This window comes from Streptomyces sp. NPDC055239, assembly GCF_053606205.1.
Window position 1 is genome coordinate 315821 of sequence record NZ_JBSGRD010000011.1, and the last position, 20997, is coordinate 336817.

18 protein-coding genes are annotated in these 20997 nt (G+C 70.1%); 7 read left to right on the plus strand and 11 right to left on the minus strand.

All coding sequences use genetic code 11. From position 1 onward, the window contains the following. Positions 1-67: 67 nt before the first annotated feature. Complete coding sequence (locus ACWFRJ_RS31510) at positions 68-580, plus strand: carboxymuconolactone decarboxylase family protein (protein WP_453538445.1); 513 nt, start codon at positions 68-70, stop codon at positions 578-580. A 61-nt stretch (positions 581-641) separates the two neighbouring features. On the opposite strand, the gene proP is transcribed toward ACWFRJ_RS31510, so the two are convergent. From proP to ACWFRJ_RS31530, 4 genes are all read right to left on the minus strand, one after another. Next, complete coding sequence (gene proP / locus ACWFRJ_RS31515; protein ID WP_453538448.1) at positions 642-2174, minus strand: glycine betaine/L-proline transporter ProP; 1533 nt, start codon at positions 2172-2174, stop codon at positions 642-644. A gap of 222 nt (positions 2175-2396) precedes the next feature. Continuing rightward, entirely contained in the window at positions 2397-3350 is a 954-nt protein-coding gene (locus tag ACWFRJ_RS31520; protein ID WP_453538451.1) for a LysR family transcriptional regulator, read from the minus strand. Positions 3351-3406: 56 nt separating this feature from the next. Beyond that, the gene (locus tag ACWFRJ_RS31525) at positions 3407-4519 is read right to left on the minus strand and encodes an ABC transporter substrate-binding protein (RefSeq protein WP_453538454.1); all 1113 of its coding nucleotides are present in this window, start codon (positions 4517-4519) and stop codon (positions 3407-3409) included. Between the two features lie 117 nt (positions 4520-4636). Further along, complete coding sequence (locus ACWFRJ_RS31530) at positions 4637-5902, minus strand: CynX/NimT family MFS transporter (protein WP_453538457.1); 1266 nt, start codon at positions 5900-5902, stop codon at positions 4637-4639. Between the two features lie 107 nt (positions 5903-6009). On the opposite strand from ACWFRJ_RS31530, the gene ACWFRJ_RS31535 reads away from it, so the two are divergent. Beyond that, positions 6010-6774: an AraC family transcriptional regulator gene (locus tag ACWFRJ_RS31535; RefSeq protein ID WP_453538460.1), complete on the plus strand. Its 765-nt coding sequence runs from the start codon at positions 6010-6012 to the stop codon at positions 6772-6774. A 27-nt stretch (positions 6775-6801) separates the two neighbouring features. On the opposite strand, the gene ACWFRJ_RS31540 is transcribed toward ACWFRJ_RS31535, so the two are convergent. Beyond that, the gene (locus ACWFRJ_RS31540; protein ID WP_453538463.1) at positions 6802-7497 is read right to left on the minus strand and encodes a hypothetical protein; all 696 of its coding nucleotides are present in this window, start codon (positions 7495-7497) and stop codon (positions 6802-6804) included. Between the two features lie 152 nt (positions 7498-7649). Here ACWFRJ_RS31540 and ACWFRJ_RS31545 point away from each other — a divergent pair, with 152 nt between their 5' ends. From ACWFRJ_RS31545 to ACWFRJ_RS31555, 3 genes are all read left to right on the plus strand, one after another. Beyond that, positions 7650-9305, plus strand: coding sequence for a molybdopterin-dependent oxidoreductase (locus ACWFRJ_RS31545; RefSeq protein WP_453538466.1), 1656 nt, complete (start codon positions 7650-7652; stop codon positions 9303-9305). Between the two features lie 77 nt (positions 9306-9382). Next, positions 9383-10042, plus strand: a complete 660-nt coding sequence (locus ACWFRJ_RS31550; RefSeq protein ID WP_453538625.1) for a fasciclin domain-containing protein — start codon at positions 9383-9385, stop codon at positions 10040-10042. 275 nt (positions 10043-10317) lie between these two features. Next, positions 10318-11649, plus strand: coding sequence for a phosphatase PAP2 family protein (locus ACWFRJ_RS31555; RefSeq protein WP_453538627.1), 1332 nt, complete (start codon positions 10318-10320; stop codon positions 11647-11649). 1 nt (position 11650) lies between these two features. Here ACWFRJ_RS31555 and ACWFRJ_RS31560 read toward each other — a convergent pair whose 3' ends face one another. Continuing rightward, complete coding sequence (locus ACWFRJ_RS31560) at positions 11651-12640, minus strand: helix-turn-helix domain-containing protein (RefSeq protein WP_453538468.1); 990 nt, start codon at positions 12638-12640, stop codon at positions 11651-11653. Positions 12641-12920: 280 nt separating this feature from the next. On the opposite strand from ACWFRJ_RS31560, the gene ACWFRJ_RS31565 reads away from it, so the two are divergent. Continuing rightward, entirely contained in the window at positions 12921-13853 is a 933-nt protein-coding gene (locus ACWFRJ_RS31565) for a hypothetical protein (protein WP_453538470.1), read from the plus strand. 76 nt (positions 13854-13929) lie between these two features. Here ACWFRJ_RS31565 and ACWFRJ_RS31570 read toward each other — a convergent pair whose 3' ends face one another. From ACWFRJ_RS31570 to ACWFRJ_RS31590, 5 genes are all read right to left on the minus strand, one after another. Further along, positions 13930-15591 carry a flavin-containing monooxygenase gene (locus ACWFRJ_RS31570; protein ID WP_453538473.1) on the minus strand — a complete coding sequence of 554 codons (1662 nt, stop codon included), beginning with the start codon at positions 15589-15591 and terminating at the stop codon, positions 13930-13932. 32 nt (positions 15592-15623) lie between these two features. Further along, entirely contained in the window at positions 15624-16898 is a 1275-nt protein-coding gene (locus ACWFRJ_RS31575; RefSeq protein WP_453538475.1) for an MFS transporter, read from the minus strand. After that, entirely contained in the window at positions 16895-17443 is a 549-nt protein-coding gene (locus tag ACWFRJ_RS31580) for a hypothetical protein (protein ID WP_453538478.1), read from the minus strand. The genes ACWFRJ_RS31575 and ACWFRJ_RS31580 overlap by 4 nt, the downstream gene beginning before the upstream one ends. A 115-nt stretch (positions 17444-17558) precedes the next feature. Continuing rightward, positions 17559-18785, minus strand: coding sequence for a hypothetical protein (locus tag ACWFRJ_RS31585; RefSeq protein WP_453538481.1), 1227 nt, complete (start codon positions 18783-18785; stop codon positions 17559-17561). Between the two features lie 79 nt (positions 18786-18864). Beyond that, the gene (locus ACWFRJ_RS31590) at positions 18865-19017 is read right to left on the minus strand and encodes a hypothetical protein (protein ID WP_202120919.1); all 153 of its coding nucleotides are present in this window, start codon (positions 19015-19017) and stop codon (positions 18865-18867) included. 682 nt (positions 19018-19699) lie between these two features. Between ACWFRJ_RS31590 and ACWFRJ_RS31595 the strand changes: the two genes are divergently transcribed. Continuing rightward, on the plus strand, positions 19700-20980 hold the full coding sequence (locus ACWFRJ_RS31595; RefSeq protein WP_453538484.1) for a YeeE/YedE family protein: 1281 nt from the start codon (positions 19700-19702) through the stop codon (positions 20978-20980). Positions 20981-20997 lie beyond the last annotated feature (17 nt).

Here is a 20997-nt window from a genome sequence, read left to right on the forward strand (position 1 = left end):
GTGTCCCTTAGGCTCGCCGCACTTCCCGAACGTCCCGCACTTCCCGAACTTCCCGAACGGAGCCGACATGGAGTACCCGGATCTCTCCACACTGCCCGTGGAACTGCAGGAGGCCGTGAGTGCCAACGGCTCGCTCAACGTCTTCCGGATGATGATGCACTCACCGGCCCTGGCGCCGGGCCTGCTGACGCTCGGGGAGTCGGTCCTGCAGCGCAACTCGCTGCCGGACACCTTGCGCGAACTGGTCATCGTGCGGGTCGGTCATGTCTACGGAGCGGCCTACGAGGTTCACCACCACGAGAGGATCGCTCGCCTCGTCGGCCTCGGGGAGGAGGCGCTCGCCGCCGCCGGGACCGGTTCGGCCGGGGAGCTCTCGGGCCCCGAAGCCGCCGTCCTTGCCGCCACGGACCGGCTGCTCGCCCGGCACACCCTCGATGAGACCGAACGCGCGGAGCTTCTGGCGTTCTTGACGGTCAATCAGCTCGCGGACCTCGTCATCACCGTGGGCTACTACCAGCTCATCTGCGATTTCCTCAACACCTTCGAGGTGCAGGTCGAGGACCGGACCCCGCCCGTCTGAGGCACCGGTCGGCCCACCGCGGCGTCACACGTCACTCCCCCGCTCGTCAGTCCCCCGCTCTTCAGTCCCCCCGCTTACGGGCCTTCGTGGATTCGTTCCGGCCCCCGCGCGGGTGCCACAGCCGCAGCCACACGTCTCGCGCATGGCGCCCGGCCTCCGTTCGGCTGCGCGCCACGATCTCGCGGGCCTCGTCGTCCGTCTCCACCATGGGCCCTGAGCCGCGCAGCGGTCGGCCCGCGGTCTCGTGCAGGAAGAGCGTCGAGACCAGGCCGATCACTCCGGCCACCATCAAGTAGAAGGCAGGCACCAGGGTGTTGCCGGTCTTGTCGACCAGGAAGGAGGCCAGCAACGGGGTGGTGCCGCCGAAGAGGGAGACGGAGATGTTGTAGGCGATCGACAGGGCGCCGTACCGCAGACGGGTGGGGAACAGGGCGGGCAGTGTCGCGGCGGCCGTGCCCGCGAAACAGACCAGAAGCAGCCCGAGGATGGCGCAGCCGAACGCGGGCAGGAGGATGCCGCCCTCCCGGATCAGCAGGAACGCCGGAATGGCGAGCGCGATAAGGGCGATGCTGCCGCCCATGAACATCGGGCGTCTGCCCCACCGGTCGGAGCTGCGGCCCACCACTGTGATGGAGAGAGCGACCAGCAGCATGGTGCCGAGCACCAGCAACTGAGCCGTCGTGTCGCTCTCGCCCAAGGTCGCCGTCATGAACGTGGGCAGATACGACGTCACCATGTAGTTCGTGACGTTGTAGAGCAGCACGAGGCCCATGCGGATCAGCAGCGCCTGCCAGTGGCGGGTGAAGATCTCCTTGAGCCGCCCCTTGCCCGACTGGCGGGCTTGCTCGATGGGGTCGTCGTCCCCTTCGCCTCGCTCCGCGGCGGCGGAGGCTGTCTCCTGCTGGAAGGCGGGCGTCTCCTCCAGCTTCAGCCGCATGTACAGGCCGATGAGCCCGAGCGGTCCGGCGATGAAGAAGGGAATGCGCCAGCCCCAGCTCTCCAGGCCGTCCGATCCCAGGGTCAGCGTAAGGACCGTCACCAGGCCCGAGCCCAGGGAGTAGCCCACGAAGGTGCCGAAGTCGAGCCAGCTGCCGAGGAAGCCGCGCCGCTGGTCGGGGGCGTACTCGGCGATGTAGGTGGTGGCCCCGGCGTACTCGCCGCCCGTGGAGAAGCCCTGGACGAGGCGGCACACGAGAAGGAGCAGCGGGGCGGCGAAACCGATCGAGGCGTACGACGGCAGCAGCCCGACGGCGAAGGTGCTCGCAGCCATCATGATCATGGTTACGGCGAGCACGCGCTGGCGGCCGATGCGGTCGCCCAACGGCCCGAAGACGAGACCGCCGAGCGGGCGGACGAGAAAGGCCGCGGCGAAGGTGGCGAAGGTGGCGACGACCTGGGCCCCGGGCGAACTGGACGGAAAGAAGACCTTTCCGATCGTGCCCGCCAAATAGGCGTAGACACCGAAGTCGAACCACTCCATGGTGTTCCCGAGCGCGGCAGCCGTCACCGCGCGCCGCACCTTCGGGCGGTCCGAGACCATCACGTCGTCGGCGCTCAGTGCCTTCTTGCGGCGGCGCAGCAACGTACGCGCCATACGGTCGGTCGCCGCACTCGAGGTGCGCGTCGATTCCGTGTCCGGCTCTCGGGGCCGTCGGGGTGTTCTGTGCGGAAGGCCTTTCACCATGGAGCTTTTCTCCCCTTGCCTGAGAAAAAGCCGTGTCGCCGCAAAATTAGGCTGCCCGAGAGCGACCGGCAAATTGTCCGCCCGCCATTCGGTGAGGCCGCCATTTCGGTGAGGCCGCCGGGTGCCGGTGCTCTAGTCCAGGGGCTCGGTGTCGGACCGCGGCACTGCCCAGGAGGGGAGCCAAGCCGGTTCGGGTCCCGCCGTCAGGCCTGAGAGATGTTTGATGACCGCCCGGAGGCCCGGGTGCGGATTCGGCCCGGAGAAGATGAGCGAAATCGGGTACACCAGCGTCGGATCCACGATCGGGATGCGGCGGATGTCGTGGTTCGTCGGCCAGATGTACCGGTCGCGCGAGCCTACGAGGGTGGCCACGTCCGCCGAGTCGGCGAGGGTGTCGAGGAGTACCTCGTTGCCGAAGTTCGGGCCCGCGGCATCGATGCGGAGGTCGAAGTCGCTGGCGAGCTGGTCGTAGAACTCCGACCATTCGCTGCGTGGCGCGATACCGGGCACCCAGATCCGGTGGCGGCGCAGTTGGGCGGGCGTCAGTGTTCGTGCGGAGGCGAGCGGATGTCTCGGGCCGACGAGGAGTTCCAGCGGGGAGTCGAACGCGTGGATCATCCGCATGTCGCGCGGCAGCGCGGCCGGGTCGGTGATCGTGCGGAACGTGGCGTCGATGTCGCCTGCCTGGACGGCGGCGACCGCCACGCGCGGGTCGTTGACCCTGAGGGTCACCACGTCGAGGTCGGTCTCGGGATGCGCTCGCCAGTAGTCGTGCAGGATGACGGCCTGCGCCGACCGCAGGCCGAGCACGTCGATCCGAAGGGCCCGCGAGCCCGGTCTGATCGCGGTGACGGCGCGATCGGCACCCGCGACGATGTTCCGGGCGTGCGGGAGGAAGGCTTGGCCGTCGAGTGTCAGCTCGACCCCTCGGGCGGTACGGGTGAACAACCGGACGTCGAGTCCGCGCTCGAGCGTCGCGATCCGCTTCGACACGGCCTGCTGCGTCACGCCGAGCTCGTCAGCCGCCTGTTGCAGCTGGCCGAGCTCGGCCGCGCGGACGAACGATCGAACCGCCTCGGTGTCCATGGAGCAAGGCTATGCGTGCCCAACCGATCGTTGTGGCTGCCCGGGGAGCCGGTTGTTCAGCCGGTGTGCAGGATCCGGAAGCGGTCGAGGTCCGCCGGGTCCCGATCGACGACCTGGATCGGCGTCCGGTCCCACTGCCACACGCTGCTGCCCGGCGTACGGGAGAACCGGATCTGCCCGCGGGTGCCTTCGACGGCGACGCCCGGCCAGGATTCGGCGATGCGCGCCCGGTCCAGGCCCTGGGCACGCAACACATCGGCGAGGACGGCGACCGTGTCGTAACCCTCGAAGGCGACGAAGGAGGGCGCCCCGGCCAACCGCTCTCGGAGGACCGATTCGACCCGTACACCGAGTGGGCCGAGGCGCTCGGGCAGGTAGCGCAGGAACGGGATCGCGGCGCCGTCGCCACCCAGCGACGTCGCCCATTCGGCGAGCTCCGGCTGCCCGGCCGGAGCACCGATCATGGTCTCGGCGAGGCGCTTGTCGCCGCGGACGGCCTTGACGATCGGCACTGCCGGATCCGGGAGGCCGACCAGCAGAAGCAGGGCGCTCGCGCCACTGGCGACGAGTTCGTCGCACACGGCCGTGGGCCTGAGCGCGCTCGTGTCGAGTTCGGTGACGGTGCCGCCGCGCGGTGCGAGGTGGTCCCGCAGGATGCGGGTCCCCGATGCCCAGTAGACGCTCGGCTGGGTCGCTACGGCTATGCGGCTGTGGCCCGCGTCGAGGAGGAAGTCCGCGTACGTCTGCCAGCCGCGGGACTGCGGCGGGGAAAGGCGCGCGACCCACTCCGTGGGCTGTTCGGTGAGCGCGTCGAGGACTGCCGACGAGCAGAGGAACGGCACGCCAAGGGCGTCGGCCCTGGTGGCAGCGGCGCGAGCGACGACGCTGTGGTACTCCCCCGCCACGGCGGCCACGCCCAGACCAGCCAGTTCGTCCACGGCCGCCGCGGCCTTCTCCGGGTCGGCCGCGGTGTCGCGGACCACCAGCTCAAGTGGCCTTCCGCCGATCCCGCCCGCGTCATTGACCTCGCGAACGGCCAACTCGATTCCAGCGAGCAGGTGTCGGCCCGCCCCGACCCAGCCGGGCCGGGTCAGCGGAACGAGCGCGCCGATCCTGACGGACGATCCGTCAGCCCGTCCCGCTCCAGGTGGCGATGGTGGCGTACTCATGTGTCGACGTCTCCCGTGTGCTGATCATGTGCGCTGATCATGTCGGGACATTGATCCACCACTGTCGCCGACAGGCAACCGATTTCCCTTCGCTCTTTCCTTTTCCTTAGCCGCCCCTCAGCCGTGGCCGCCGTCGAGAACATGGCGTTCACGGCTCGCGAGCGCGCCTGCCCACATCTGCAGGACGAGCAGGCCGATGAGCGCCATGAGCGGGATGCTCCAGCCCCCCGTCGCGGTGTGGAGTGCGCCGAGGCCGATGGGGCCGAGACCGGCCAGGAGGTAGCCGAGTCCCTGGGCCATCATCGAGACGTGGCCGGTGTGCCTGGCATCGGGCGAGCGCCAGACGATGTAGGTCAGGGACAGGCTGAGGAAAGCCCCTTGGCCGAGCCCGAGCATCGTCATCCACACGTACGCCGCCGATATGGGGGCCGTGGCCAGACCGACGAAGGCGGAACCGGTGAGGACGACGGCGACCGCGACGGGAAGCCACGTCGGACGGGTCCGCCTGGCGATCGTGGGCGTCACGAGTGAGGCGGCCATGCCGAGGAAGGCCGAGTACGACAGCATCCACCCGGCCGTGTGCGCGTCCATACCCGCGTCCTGGAACAGGGTCGGAACCCACGTCAGGGTCGCGTAGTAGCTCATGCTCTGCAGACCCATGAGCGCGGTCACGGCGATGGCGACAGGATCGCGCGTCAGAGCGCGGACGGAGGGCTCGCCCGCATCCGACGGGGCGTCGGCGACATCGTGGGTCCGAGGATCGCGGACGGGAGTGTGCCGCAACTGCGGGACGAGGATGAGGAAGGCGATGAGGGCGGGGATCGCCCACAGCGCCAGAGTGGGTCGCCAACCGCCGCCGACCACCGAGAGCAACGGCACCGTGGCGCCCGCGGCGAAGGCGGCGCCGACGGAGAGCGCGGTCGCGTAAAGACCCATCATCAGGCCGACATGGCGCGAGAAGTCCCGCTTGATCGCGGCGGGCATGATGACATTGGCGATCGCGATCGACGCACCGACGACGACGGTGCCGGTGAAGAGACCGACGAGGCTGGGCTGCAGACGCAGGGCGATGCCGACAGCGAGCGCGATCATCGTCGCTCCGAGGAGCCGGTGCAGACCCAGGCGGCGGCTCAGTGCCGGGGTGACGAACGCGAAGGCGCCGAACGCGACGACAGGGATGGTCGTGAGGAGGCTGACGACGACTTCGGGGAGGCCGAGATCCGCCTGGATGTCCGAGAGCACCGGGCCGACCGAGGCAACACCGATGCGCAGGTTGAACGCGGCCGTGAGGAGACCGACCGCCAACACGGCGATACGGAGCCTGCTGCGAGCGGCTGGGACGGGCCGTGTGCGCGGCGTCGGTTCTTGGAGGAGCTGGGTCACGCTGGGTCTTCCTTTCGATCCCCGGTCGACCGGGGATCGTCGACATCGGGCTGCGACCCCAGTTCATCCGAGTGGATCTAGGCGGCCAACTGATAATCTGACGGAAGATGCCCAAAACCCGCCACGAGTCGATGCCGCTCGAACCCGTCCTCCGGGAACACGTCTTCCTGCTCGGGCACGACGAACGCACTCCCGAGCACAAGCACACGCGCGGGCATCTGGTGTACCCCGCTACCGGCGTGCTCTCGCTCGTGACCTCGCTCGGCTCATGGATCGCCCCGTCGAATCGGGTCGTATGGATTCCCGCGGGCTTCGAGCATCAGCATCGCGCGCACGGCCGGACCGACATGCGCATCGTCTTCATGGCGCCGAGCCTGGCCGTACTGCTGCCCGCGCATCCCGCGGTGCTCGTCATGACGCCGCTCGCGCGTGAGGCCACTTTGACCTTGACCGGCCCCGAACGCCGTTCCGCGGGCGCACGCTCACGTCTGCGCCGGGTGGTCATCGACGACATCACCACCGCGCCCGAACAGCCCCTGCACCTGCCCGAGCCCCACGACGACCGGCTCCGCGCCGTTGTCGCCCTCGTGGAGGAGGGGATGTCGGACCCTCGCACGCTCAGCGAGCTGGGCCATCAAGTCGGCGCCAGCGAACGCACACTGAGCAGGCTCTTCCAGCAGGAGACCGGAATGAGCTTCCCCCAGTGGCGTACACAACTACGCGTTCACCACGCGCTTCTGCTGCTCGCCGGCAAGGTCTCGGTCATCAATACGGCGACCGCCTGCGGATGGGCGAATCCGAGCGCCTTCATCGACGCGTTCACGACACTCGTCGGACAGACACCCGGCCAGTACCAGCGCTCGCTGCGCTGACAGGGAAGCTGACAGGAGAAGGCCCGATCAGCCGCTGACCGTGCGCAGAAAGTGGTCGGCGTCCTCCGCCTCGCCGAGTCGGCCCACCTCCAGCCAGGAACCGTCGGCGAAGCAGAGCCGGAAGGTGGCGAACCCGCACGGCTGGCCCGCCTCGCCCTCGATACGGGCCTGGTCGAGGGTGAACTCCGTGACGGTCCGGAAGTCATCGGCCCTGGTCGGCGACAGCCGACGGCGGGGCGACGCGGCCACACAGATACGGTCGCGAGTCAGCATGACCAGGCGCTGGGGGCTGGGGGAATGCCCGTACCAGCGCAACAGGAGCTGGCCCGCGGTCAGATGCCAGTCACCGTCGAAGACGCCGTCGGCGGGGTCCTGCCCGCGGTCGTTCTCAGGTTCGCTGCCACGGCCGGAGCCCCGCGCATCGGGTGCGGTCCGCGAGGGGCCGGTCCGCCCGGCACGGCTGCGCCGCCCCGGCGAGAGCAACTTCTCCACCTGGCGCCCGAGCATGTCGATCAGGATCACCGGCACGACCACGAAACAGAACACCACGGCGCCCACATACATCAACCAGTGGTGGCGCGATTTCAGACGCCCTTTGCCCGCGGCACGGTGAACGTCCTTGGGCGGTACGGGGATCGGCTTGTGGATCTCACACCAGACCAGGGCCACGGGGTCCTCACCGAGAATCTTCCGCGCCCGCCGCCGCACCTTCCGCTTCGCCATGCCGAAGATCGTAATACCGCCCCGAGGTCTGCCCCGCAGGAGCCTGGGAAGTCATTCGGATCCGTGACCCTCCTGGATTGGTCCAGAAGATTTTCTCCCCCAAAAGGAGTGACGGACCAATCCGCGCCCTGCCCGCGCTCCGGATCACGGGTGTGAGTGAAGAAGCGAGAACATCGAGGCACTTGGGCACATGGCGGCTGGTCGGACTCGGCTCCTTGAGCGGTCTGCTGGCCGGCTGCTCCGCCCTGGCCACGGCCGAGCTCGTGTCAGTCGCGGTACGCCCGGAGTCCAGCCCGGTGATCGCGGTGGGCGGGGCGGCGATCGACCGCACGCCGCCCGCGGTGAAGGACTGGGCCATCCGGCAGTTCGGGACGAACGACAAACTCGTCCTGCAACTGGGCATCCTCGCCGTACTGACCCTCCTCGCGCTGGTGCTCGGAGCACTGGCGGCCCGCTACCGGCGCGCGGGCTCCGCCGGGGTCCTCCTGTTCGGCGTCATCGGGGCCTTCGCCGCCACGAGCCGGCCCGACTCCACGAGCCTCACGGACGCGCTGCCGTCGGTGGCCGGTGCGGTGGTGGGAGCGGGACTTCTCTACTACCTCGTCGGACGCCTGCGCCCGCGCCCGCGCTCAGCGAAGGCCCCCGCACACGCGGATCAGACTTCTGAGTCCTCCGAGCCCTCCGAGGAGAAGACGGGCGAGGAGAAAACGGGCTGGGACCGGCGGGGGTTCATCGTCGCCGCGACGGCAGCGGCAGCCGCCTCCACGGGGGCCGGCCTGCTCGGCCGCTCCCTGAACGGTGCTCAGGGCCAGAACGCCGTCGCCTCCCGTAATCAGGTCAGGCTGCCCGCCCCGGCCTCGCCCGTCTCGCCGACGCCCAAGGGCGCAGCGCTGCGGGTCAAGGACATCAGCCCGTTCATGACGCCCAACAAGGACTTCTACCGGGTCGACACCGCCCTGGTGGTGCCCAAAGTCGACGCGACCGCATGGAGGTTGCGGATCCACGGCAAGGGCGTCTCCCGCGAGACGACCCTGTCCTTCGCGGATCTGCTGCGCATGCCGCTGATCGAGCGGAACATCACGCTGGCCTGCGTCTCGAACGAGGTGGGCGGCCCGTACGTGGGCAACGCCCGCTGGATCGGCGTGCGACTGTCCGACCTCCTGACACAGTGCGGCGTGAAGCCGCCGTCGAAGGGCGGTCCCGCTGACCAGTTGGTCGCGCGGTCCGTGGACGGGATGACCATCGGCAGCCCCGTCGAGGACGTCATGGACGGCCGCGACGCGATGCTCGCCCTCGGGATGAACGGCGAGCCGCTGCCCTTCGCGCACGGGTTCCCGGTGCGCATGGTGGTCCCCGGCCTGTACGGCTTCGTGTCCGCCTGCAAGTGGATCCAGGACATCGAGCTGACCACGTTCGACGACTACGACCCGTACTGGGTGAAGCGGGACTGGGCGCGCAAGGCGCCGATCAAGACCCAGTCCCGGATCGACACGCCCAAGCCGTTCGCCCGCCCCAAGTCCGGCGACACCGTGATGGTCGCGGGAGTGGCCTGGGCCCAGCACCGCGGCATCGACAAGGTCGAGGTGCGCGTGGACGACGGCGCCTGGCAGCAGGCCGATCTGGCCGCCGAGGACACCCGGGACACCTGGCGCCAGTGGTCCTTCGCCTGGAAGGCGGCGTCCGGCGGCGGCCACACCCTGACGGTCCGGGCCACGGACCGGACGGGCGAGACACAGACCCAGAAGCGGACCCGCACGATCCCCGACGGGTCCAGTGGCTGGCATTCGGTGGTGGTCACCGTGGACTGACCGACGCCCCGGATCTCCCCCCCCCTTTCCCCCCTTCCTACCTGCACGAAATCAATCAAGGAGCAGAAATGAACGCCATCACCCGCCGTACCCGTCGTGGAGCCCTCGTTCTCGCCGCGGCGGCGATGCTGCCGCTGGCCCTGACCGCATGCTCCAGTGACGACAGCAAGGACAAGGCGTCATCGGACTCCAAGTCGTCCGCGGCTTCGGACAAGGCGACCGACAAGGGCAACGACAGCGCGGGCGACGCGAGCAGCATGGACGAGCCGTTCGGTCCGGCCTGTGCCTCGGTGCCCAAGGACGGCAAGGGCAGCTTCGACGGCATGGCCAAGGACCCGGTCGCCACCGCCGCGTCCAACAACCCGGACCTGTCGACCCTGGTGACCGCCGTCAAGAAGGCCGGTCTCGTCGACACCCTGAACAACGCCAAGGACCTCACGGTCTTCGCGCCGACCAACGACGCCTTCGCGAAGATCCCCAAGGCCGACCTCGACAAGGTCCTGAACGACAAGGCCATGCTCACCAAGGTCCTCACGTACCACGTGGTGGGCCAGAAGCTGGCGCCCAAGGACCTGGAGAAGGGATCGTTCGAGACGCTGGAGAAGTCCAAGCTGACGACTTCGGGTTCGGGTGAGTCCTACAAGGTCAACGACTCCGCCAACGTGGGCTGCGGCAACGTGAAGACCGCCAACGCCAACGTCTACATCATCGACACGGTCCTGATGCCGAAGAAGTAATGACGGGCGGGTGCGAGGGGCCGACCGGGCGGGTACGCCGCCCCTCGCACCCGGGGCGGCGGGACTGGCCCACGCGGGCCTGATGCGCATGCGGTGAATCCACCCGCACCCCTTGCGATGGCATGATCGACCTCGCAACGAGCGCCCCATCACCCTTCCTTCAGCGGAAACACACCATGTGGCACGAAGGGGCATCTATCTAAATATCACCTACCAAATCGGTCAGACAATTGATATCCAAGGCTTCGCGGGCGCTTTCACGAATAGACCGCACGATCAACTTCACCGCGTGGCGACGGCCACGGGCAATCCTGTGGGCCACGGCCGTCACGGTGGCACTCGGGTTCCTCACCGCCCTCGAGATCGCCGCCCGCCACTACGGCGGCGTACCGGGGCCGATCACCAACCAGGCGCGCGAGGTGCTGTTCGCACCCAAACCCGGCCCGCTGTACGGCGGCCTGATGCTGATGATGGTGGTGCTCACCTGGCGCCAGCGGTTCATCGCGCTCGGTACCGCGATCGGCATCGACATCATCTTCGTACTGGTGCGGTGGGCGGCGGACACCAAGGTGCCCGAGGGCCAGTTCTTCGGCAACGGCGCACTGTGGGCGATGCTGGGCTGCGCGGTCGTCGCGATCACACGCCGCACCGGCCAGGAACGCGTCCTGCTCCTGAAGGGCGTCGGCCTCGGCCTGCTCCTCGTGGCCGGCCGCAAGACCGGCGACACCTGGCTGCTCATCACGTCGAAGACCCGCCCGACCGTCCTCGACCCGTACGTGGCCATGGCCGACCACGCGCTGGGCAACCCCTCATGGCTGGCGGGCCGGATACTCAGGGCCAGCGGACCGGTCACCACCCACGTCCTCGACCTGGTCTACGCCCAACTCGCGGTGGCCGCGATCGCCGTCGCCCTGTACCAACTGCGCAACGTGGCAGCCGAGCGCCGCTTCCCGCGCCACCACCTGGTGCGCACCTTTCTGCTGATCGGCCTGCTCGGTCCCGCCATCTACATGATCTTCCCGGTGGTCGGCCCGATCTTCGCCTACGGCCCCGGCACCTCCGGCACCGGCGGCCTGCAGTGGGCGGTGGCCGACCTGTGGCCGAACACGCCGCTGCCGATCAGCGCCCCGCACCCCGTCCCGTACGACGGGATCACCCCTCGCAACTGCGTCCCGAGTCTGCACACCGCGTGGGCTACCGCGATCTTCATCCACTCCCGCAAGGGCCCACGACTCCTGCGATACGCGGGGACGTTCTGGCTCATCGCCACGCTCAGCGCGACGCTGGGCTTCGGCTACCACTACGGCGTGGACCTCATCGTCGGCGTGGTGTTCGCGCTCACCGTCGAGGCGGCCCTGCGCTCGTTCGACCGCGGCTGGGACCGGCAGGGCATTCAGCTGGTCGCCCACGGCACGGCGGTCTTCGCCGCGCTCCTGGTGGCGTACCGCTATCTGCCGATGGACATGGCCAGGCATCCCGAGGTGTTCGGGCCACTTCTCCTGCTGGCGATGGCCTCGGTGATCCACGGCTACGTACGGACCACCAGGCTGTGGGAGCCGAAGGCCGCACCGGCCGTCCAGGCGAAACCACAACCCGAACTGGTCTGAGTCATCCCGCCCGGATGAGGAACTGCTGGTCTGCCGCGCCGGTGCACCGTTCCTCGATCGCTTCGGCTCCCGCGGCGGTGTCGTTGTCGGCGATGCCCACGCACTTGCTGCTGTCGGTCGGACGAAGCCGGACCTTGTCGCCGGCTTCGGTTGTGGCTACTTCAGTTGTGGCTGCTTCAGCTGTGACGGCTTCCGCACGGAACAGGGTGGCCTGGCCGCAGTCGTTGCGCGGCTCGAGCATGCCCTTGACCGGACCGGAGCGCATGATCGCCAGGCAGCCTTTGCCCTCCTCGGGATGGTGCCACTGGATGCGGTAGAGGCCCTCACCAGCCGGTTCGAGGTAGGTGCGCGGCACGGTGGCCCGGGAACAAGGGAGCTGGACAGCGACGGCGCTGCCATAGGCACCGTCCCGGTCACGGCCGTCGGTCAGACACAGGTCCGGCGTGCTGACGGGGCGGACGGTCACCCAGCCGCCGAGAGTACGAGCGCCCGCGCCGGTGGCCGCGGCAGCCGGTGTACCCGGATCACCGGAGCCGCCGGGGAGCAGCCCCCAGGCGACCAGGGCGAGCAACGGGACCGTGAGCGAGAGGGCGAGTACGACCGTGCGCCCCCTGGTCCAGTGTGGCCGCCGGCCCCAGGAGCCCACGGTCCGCGGCGGCGGATCCCCAGCCTCCGGACCGGGGTCCGTGGCGGGCACGGGAGCGATATCCGGATACGCGGCGATCCGGTCCCTGGCTTCCAGCCAGGCCCCGACCCGCTGCCCGTCCCCGCAGGCGCGGACGAACGCGGCCAGCACGTCGGGTCTCGGCAGGCTCGTCCGTCGCAGGATGTCGGCCAGCGTGCTGCGCGCCAGCACGTCGCCGCTCCGGGCGGCCCGCTCCTCCAATTCGCGATACGTCAGCCCCGAACGCTCCTTGAGCTGCCGCATCAACTGGACGAGCCCAGCGGCATCACGGGCTCCGGACGGCGACAACTCCCCTGGATTCCTCACGAACATCATGTTGCTGCTGGAGGCACACAAGAGGGAACGGTGGATCTGGCCGCGTCCCCGCTGTCCGGGACGTAATCCGGACAAGGTTCCGACCAGCCCGGACAGCCCGCCCGCATCCGGGACAGCCGAATGACGTTGCCCCGGCCCGCCGACCAGAAGCAGTATCTGTGGTGCCTGATCGGGCGCCGTCGTGATCTACGAGGGGGAATCACGACGGCGCCGAAACGTCCTTCGGTGAACTCTCGCCCTGTTGCCGGATGTGGGGTGATCCAGGGAGGGCATGGGCGAGAATCGGGGGGTGCCGGAGTACCGCTCGATCACCGCGTTGGACAGGCTCCTCGACGACCTGACCGTCGGCGAGGCCCGCCGCCGTCAGCTCGGCATGGTCCGCGGCGAACTGCTGCGGGCCCTGTCGCGTGACGCGCTTCCCGTCGGCGCCCGTCGCTCGCTGCGCCGCCTCCTCGAACAGGACGCCCTCGGCCCCTACCTCCGCATCGCGGAATCCGGCGCACTGCGTGCCCGGCTGGTCAAAGGCGGGCGTCCACCCACATCCCAGCCGACCAACGAAGCCCGTAAGCACTGCGTGGACATGCTGCGCGAGGCGATCGGCCTGCCCGGACTGCGCCTCGGCGGCGGCGCGGTGCTGCTGCAGCCCACACCGGAGTTCGGCGACCTGGCAGCCCTGCGCAACCACCTCGACCAGAACCTCGCCGGCTACCTCTCACCGGGCAAGACGCGCCTCACCGCGGTGCTCGCCCTCATCCTCGACACGGCCCCGCGCTCCGGCGAACTTGTCGCACTGCGCCTGTCCCACCTCGCCCCGGACCACCGCGCGCTGTACATCGAACGGCACCCCCAGCACGGCAGCAGCCGGCCGACGGAGCGCGACTGGTTCGCCCTGTCACCGCTGAGCCGCGCCGCACTCACCCGATGGCTTCCGCTACGCCGGGAACTGGTCGAACGCGCCCACGGCACCACGAAACTCTGGGTCAGCCTGCGCCCCAACCACACCGGACTGCTCGACGACGACGGCCGGGCCACACTCCGCCCGGCCGGACTCCCCCTCGAAGAGAACGGCCTGATCACCAGCTACCGCCGCGGCCGCACCCACTACGACCTCACCCGCCTGCTCCCACCGAAGCCGGAACAGCTGCGCCGCGCGGTCATCGCCGAGACCCCGCCCACCGCCGCGGCGGCCGGAGCCCGGCCCTGATCCGAGCGACCCGAAGGGCTTGTTATTAGCGAAACGCGCCGACGACGACGGGGACACGCATGCGACCCACGCGGAGCTAACGAACCCCTGAGCCGGTCAGGACGAACCCTCGGTATCCGTCCTGGGCGGCGGCGTCGCACTGCGCCCGGTACCGGTCCAGGCCTCCGGTGTAGGCGAGGAACACCCGGGGTTTGCCCGGCACGTTCGCTCCCGTGTACCAGGAGGCGACGGCCGGGTAGAGCGTCAGATCGGCGAGGTCGGCGACGTGGGCGCACCACTTCTCCTCGGCGTCCGCGGTGGCGTCGATCTCGGTCAGGCCGCCCTCTCGCAGGTGTGCGACGCAGTCGGTGATCCACTCCACGTGCTGCTCGATGGCCACCACCGCGTTGCTCAGCACGGACGGACTCAGCGGGCCGATCACGGTGAAGAGGTTGGGGAAGCCGGACGACAGGAGGCCGAGGTGATTGCGCGGTCCATCGGCCCACTTCTCCCGAAGTGTCGTGCCGCCCTTGCCGACGATGTCGATGGCGATCTGTGAGCCGGTCATGGCGTCGAAGCCGGTGGCGAAGACGATCACGTCGACGGCGTGGTCCCGCTCCGAGGTCCTGATGCCGCTCGGTGTGATCCCCACGATCGGGGTCTTGGCGAGGTCCACGACGCTGACGTGCGGCTTGTTGTACGTGGCGTAGTAACCGGTGTCCAGGCAGGGACGTTTGGTGCCGTAGGGCAGGCCGCGCGGTGACAGCGTCTCCGCTGTCTCGGGGTCGGTGACGATCGTGCGGATCTTGGAGCGGACGAACTCGGCGACGGTCTCGTTGGCGTCCGCGTCCACGAGGATGTCGTTGTACGTCCGCAGCAGGCCGCTGAGCAGGCCCGACTCCCAGGCCGACGCATAGGTGGCGGTGCGCTCGGCGTCGGCGGCGTCCAGGGCGGACCGGGTGGGCGGCTCGAAGACGGTGCCGCCCCTGGACTGCCGCTGGGCGGTCCGGAACTGCGGGTAGCGTGCCTTCAGTTCGGCGTTCTCCTCGGCGGACAGCGGACGGTTGTGGGCGGGGAGCGCGTACACCGGGGTCCGCTGGAAGACGGTGACGGCGGCGGCCTGCTCGGCGAAGAGCGGGATGGCCTGGACGCCGGAGCAGCCGGTGCCGATGACCGCGACCCGCCTGCCGGTGAGGTCGACGCCCTCGTGCGGCCAGTCGGCGGTGTGCAGGGCCCGGCCCTCGAAGGCGGCGGCGCCGGGGATGTCCGGCGCCTTGACGGCCGACATGCAGCCGGTGGCCAGGATGACGAACCGGGTGGTGAGCGTCTCCCCGGTGTCGGTGGTGACCTGCCAGAGATGGTCGTCCTCGTCGTACTCCGCACGTGTCACGCGGGTGCGCAGCGTGATGTCCGCACGCAGCCCGAAGCGGTCGGCGACGTGGTGGAGGTAGCGCAGGAGCTCCGGCTGCGTCGCGTACCGCTCGCTCCACTCCCACTCCTGGTCGAGGTCGGGCGAGAAGGAGTAGGAGTACGAGGTGCTCTCGACGTCGCAGCGCGCGCCGGGGTAGCGGTTGCGGTGCCACGTACCGCCGATGTCGTCGCACGCCTCGATGACGCGGACCGACAGGCCCAGTTCACGCAGGCGATACAGCTGGTAGAGGCCGGAGAAGCCCGCCCCGACCACGACGGCGTCGAGCTGCGGGGCGGTGGACGGTGGCGTGATGGGCGGAGGCGTGAGGGGCGGAGGGACGCTGGGCATGCCGTTCTCCTGACGGGTCGCTGAAGGGTGCGTCAACTCGCGGTCGGGCGTGGGGCGGTGTGCCGAGGGCGGGCGGCGCGGACCGTGAGGGGGATGACGGTGAGCGCGAGCACTCCCCCGCAGACGGCAAGGAGCGGGTAGCTGCCCCCTGCCACGACGAGGCCGGAGACCATGCCGCCGGTGGCTCCGGCGAGCGACATCCCCACGTCGACCAGACCTTGCGTGGAGGCGCGCGCCTCGGCGGGGGCGGCCTCCGCGACCATCGCGGTGCCGCTGACGAGCGCCATGTTCCAGCCGATGCCGAGCAGCACCATCGCGGTGGCGAGCAGGCCGGTTCCCACGGCTCCGGTGGGCGGTGCGAGGGCGGCGAGGAGCCCGGCGGTGAGCAGTACGCCTCCGGAGGACGCGGCCACGGGCAGGCTGCCGATCCGGTCCACCACGAGGCCGGTCAGGGGTGAGGGCAGGAACATGGCGCCCACGTGCAGGCCGATCACGACCCCGGCCAGCTGTGTGCTGTGCCCGTGGTGGGTGAGGTGCACCGGGGTCATCGTCATGATGGCGATCATCACGAGCTGCCCACTGATCATCACGGCCGCTCCGGTGACGACCCCGGGTCCGATACGGCGTACGCGCTGCTCGCCTGCCTTCGGCCCTGCGGCGTCCTGGTGGTGGCGGCTCCGGGCGAGCAGGAGCGGGTCGGGGCGCAGCCAGAGGGCGATGACGAGGGCGGCGGCCGTGTAGGCGACGGCGGCAAGGAGGAAAGGGCCGGTGAGGCGGGGCAGGCCGAGGGAGTCGGCCAGGGTTCCGGTGGGGCCGACCAGGGCGGGCCCGGCCACCGCGCCGAGCGTGGTGGCCAGGAGCACGGTGCCGGTGGCGCGGCCGCGTTTCTCGGGCGGTGCGAGGTCGGTTCCGGCGTACCGGGCGAGCAGGCCGGTGACCGTGCCTGCGCCGTACACGAAGAGGGCGGTCAGGAGCAGGGGCACGGTGCGGGACCAGGCGGCGACGATCACGCCGATGCTGCCGAGGGCGGCGGTCGCGTGCCCGAGGGCGAGCCCGGGGCGGCGGCCCCACCGCTCGGAGATCCGGCCGATGAGCAGGGCGCCGAGTGCGCCTCCCGCGGTGAACAGGGCCACGGGCAGTCCGGCGAGGCCGGTGGAGCCGAGGAGGTCCTGTGCGAGCAGCGCGCCGACGGTGATGCCCGCGGCCATTCCGGCGCCGCCGAGCGCCTGCGAGGCGACGAGCACGGTCAGGATGCGGCGTTGCACCCCGGGTCCTGCGAACTGCGGGGTGCGGGCCTCCGATGTCACGCGGTGGGCCCGTCGGAGGGGTCAAGGGCGGAGATCTCGGCCAGGCTCATGTCCATCTCCTGGTGGAGGAAGCGGACGATGGTCCAGTGCGGGAGCGCGTCCTCGTCGAACGGGCCGAACGCGGCGGCGTAGAACGGGATCCAGCGCAGGGCCTCCTCTGCCGCGACCCGGCGTCCCTCGTCGGCCCGTGCGTCGCCCTGGTCACCGTCCTGGTAGTCGGTGTAGGCGATGCTGCGGTGGTGGATGAAGTCCCCGCCGGGCAGGCGCTGTTCGCACAGCTCCCGGTATTCGCGGGTCTGCAGGATGAGGAAGTGCCAGATCTCGTCGATCTCCTGCTCCACCGGCAGGAACAGTCCGCCGAGCCGGTCGGGGTGGCGGGAGACCAGGTACAGGTAGCGCAGGCATTCGCGCACCTGGTGCTCGACATGGGCGCGGTCGTGCTCCGTCTTCGCGGTGAAGTACGCGACGACCTCCCCGTGCAGCGCGCTGCCCAGGAGGTCTTCAGCGGTGGGGGCGGGGACTGCTGACGTGGCTGAGGTGGTCACGATGCGGGGTCCTGTTCGGGCGTGAGGGGGACGAGGGTCGGCGAAGGCGGATAGGAGGAGGGGCGGGGCTGCCCGGTGCGGGCGGCCGCACCGCGTCCCTCCTGTCCGGCGCCGGTCAGGAGGGACGCGCCAGCCAGACATATTTGCCGGAGCGGCCGATCGGCAGGTCGCTCCGGTGCTCCAGGGCGCAGGGGCGGCCGGTGAGTTCGGCGACGAGCCCTTCGAGGTGCTCGGCCGGTGCCGCGTCGAGCGGGCTGCCGTCGAAGGTCGAGTAGCGCAGGGTGACGTCGTCGGACGTCTCGGACAGGCGCAGTTGGGCGAGGAAGACACGGTCGGAGGCGTCGTGGACGCGGGCGTCGAGGTCGGCTTGGGCGACGGGTCCGCCCGGCGCGTCGAGCAGCTCCTTCTCCCTGCCGCAGAAGGCCGCGATGCGCTCGGGGTCGGTGGAGCCGTCGAAGGTGCGCACGCAGTCGCCGGAGCGGTAGCGCACGAGCGGCATGAAGGGGTTGCGCAGGCTGGTGACGATGAGGCAGTGGATGCCGCTGCCGGGGGCTACGGGGATGAGCTCGACGCTCATGTCGTCCAGGTGCGGCCGGTAGCGGCCGGTCTCGGGGTCGCTGGAGTAGAGATAGCCCAGTTCGGTGCTGCCGAAGAGGTCGACGACGGGGCAGTCGAAGTGCCGGTGCAGCAGGGCGCGTACGTTCAGCGGGGTGTACTCGTAGGCGTGGACGATGCTGCCCGGCTGCGGGAACTCGTCCCAGAGGCCCCAGGCGTCCACCTTCTGTACGAGGTGGGCGAGGTGGTAGCCCGAGCAGTCCAGATGGTAGGTGCCGGTGGGGTGGGCGTCGCTGATCCCACGGATCTCGGCGAGCATGCGGCGGACCTCCGCCCGGTCCCAGTCGGCCGGGTCGAGGGTGTTGTTGAGGTAGAGCGTGCGGTCGTCGAGCCAGCGCTCTCCCGGGGTGGCGCCCGGGTTCTTGGCGTTGACGCGGGCGACGTGCTCGGTGGCGAGCACGGTGGTCAGGGAGATGCGCTTGGCGCCCGCCTCCCAGGTGGCGCGCAGGTCGGGGTGTTCGCTCCAGAGCCGGTAGTAGGAGCGGAGCAGGAAGTACGGCGGCCGGATCAGCTGCATCCTGGCGTGGTTGGTGCCGGTCGACAGGACGAACTCCGCCTCGCCCGACTCCAGCGCCGCGGCGAGGTGGGGCGTCATCCAGTTGTCCGGGAAGCCACGGGCGATCTCGGGCTTCTCCAGGATCGGGAAGTCCCGCCGGGCGACGGACGCGCGGTAGATCGGGATGTCCCGGACCCGGTCGACGACGTGCGGGCTTGGCAGCGGGCTCATGTGTTCTCCATGGGGGGCTGGAGGGCCGGGGCCGCCGCCGAGAAGGGACGGCGGCGACCCCGGCGTGGGGGGATGAGGGTCAGGAGATACAGCCGCTCTTGCCGGCGACGCTGATGCAGCCGGCCTTCGGGGTGGCGCTGATGCAGCCGTCCTTGGCGCCCTGCGCCGAGTTGGCGGCCACCCACTTCGACCAGTTGGTGTCCTGGGTCATCTGCTTGATGAGCTTGTCCATGACGGACCTCCTCGAGTGCCGGGGAATTGCGGAACGGGCAACGAAATGGATCTTCATCGACCGCCGATCGAAGGTAAAGACATGGTCAATCGCATGTCAAGGGATGGTCAAGCTGGGTGGCTCGAAATGGGTACCCGTATCACTCGAACGGATAGCGGAACGGCGAAGCGATCCGTCGCGAGCGACCTCCCGACAGGCCCTTCACCTGCGATTTCGCACTCCGGAGTGCGGCACTCCTGAGATCGGTGCGCGCCTTCCGTCGAATTGTTCCGCCGGCTCGACGTGGCTTGACTCCCCGCCTCCGGCCGCCGGACGGGCAGCGGCGAGCACCGGGCCGGTACGCACGTCGGCAGAGCCTGTGTCGCCTGACCCGCGTCGCCTGACCGGGCTCTCGTCACCACGGCTCTCAGGCGGATCTCAGGCTCCCGCCCGGCCCGGAGGCCGATCCGATCCACCCCGCCGCCGTCTCGTTCGCGTGCTCTCTATGTGAGACGGCGTTCCAGGATCTGTACGGGATGCCTAAGGTGAGGCGCATGTTCGGACCCGCTCGTCAGCTCGCTCTCGCGCTCTTCGCGGCCACGCCGTGGAGCGTCGACGACGCGCTCTGTCGCCGCTGACGCCTCGCTCCGCGCTCACGCGAGCACCGCCCGTCCGATCCCCTCTGCCGTTCCCGGAGACCCCCTTGACCACCGCTGCCGATGCAGGGGCGCCGCCCCGGTCCGCCCTGCTCGCCCCTTCCCCCACCTCCGCCCCGGCCCCTGCGACCGAGGCCTTGCCACCGGTCCGGCGGGTACCGCTGGCGGTCGCCGGCGCCATCGGTGTCGCGCTCACCGGCTACGTCTTCGCGGAGCACGGGGCCAAGCCCGGCGTCCTGCTGCTGCTCGGCATCGGACTCGGGTTCGCCCTGTTCCACTCCCGGTTCGGCTTCACCTCCGCCTGGCGGCAGCTGGTGGCCGTCGGCAACGGCACCGGGCTGCGCGCCCACACCCTGCTGCTCGGCACCACCGCGACGCTCTTCGCCCTGATCATCGGCACCGGAAGCGGCCTGTTCGGTTCGGTGCCCGCACCCAGTGCGGGGCCGGTCGGAGTGGCGCTGCTCATCGGCGCCTTCCTCTTCGCCATCGGCATGCAGCTCGGCGGTGCCTGCGCCTCCGGGACCCTCTTCGCCGTCGGTTCCGGCCAGGGCACCATCGTGCTCACCCTCCTCGGCTTCATCACCGGCTCCACGCTCGCCGCCTGGCAGTTCGGCCTCTGGAACAATCTGCCCGCGCTCGACCCGTATGTGCTGTCCGATCACGTCGGCTGGTTCGGCTCCTGGGCGGTGACGATCGTGGCTCTCGCCGCGATCTGGTTCATCGCCCGCGCCGTGCAGGCCCGCCGCACTCCCCCGCCGGTCGGCACCCCGCCATCGGCGCGCGGTGCCCTGCGCCGTACGGTGCGGGGCTCCTGGCCGCTGGCCGCCGGTGCCTTGGTCCTCGCGGTGCTCGGCGCCGGCGTGCTGCTCGTCTCGGGCGGCGCGTGGGGCGTCACCAGCGCGTTCGCCCTGTGGGGCTCGAAGGTCGTGGGCGTACTCGGCGGCGCGCCTGAGGCCTGGGCCTTCTGGCAACAGCCCGACAGCGCGGCCCAGCTGTCGGGGCCGGTGCTCGCCGACAAGAACAGCCTCACCGACATCGGCATCATGGTCGGCGCGGCCGTCGCCGCGGCAGCCGGTGGCGTCTGGCAGCTGCACCGCAACATCCCCGCCCGCACCGCGCTCGCCGCCGTCATCGGCGGCATCCTGATGGGCGTCGGCGCCCGTCTCGCGGGCGGCTGCAACATCGGCGCCTACCTCGCAGGCATCGCCTCCGGGTCCCTGCACGGCTGGATCTGGGCCGTCGTAGCCATCCTCGGCACCTGGGCCGGCCTGCGCCTGCGCCCGCTGTTCGGCCTGGGCAACCCGAAGCCGACGGACAGCGTCTGCTGACTCTTCGACGCACCCCG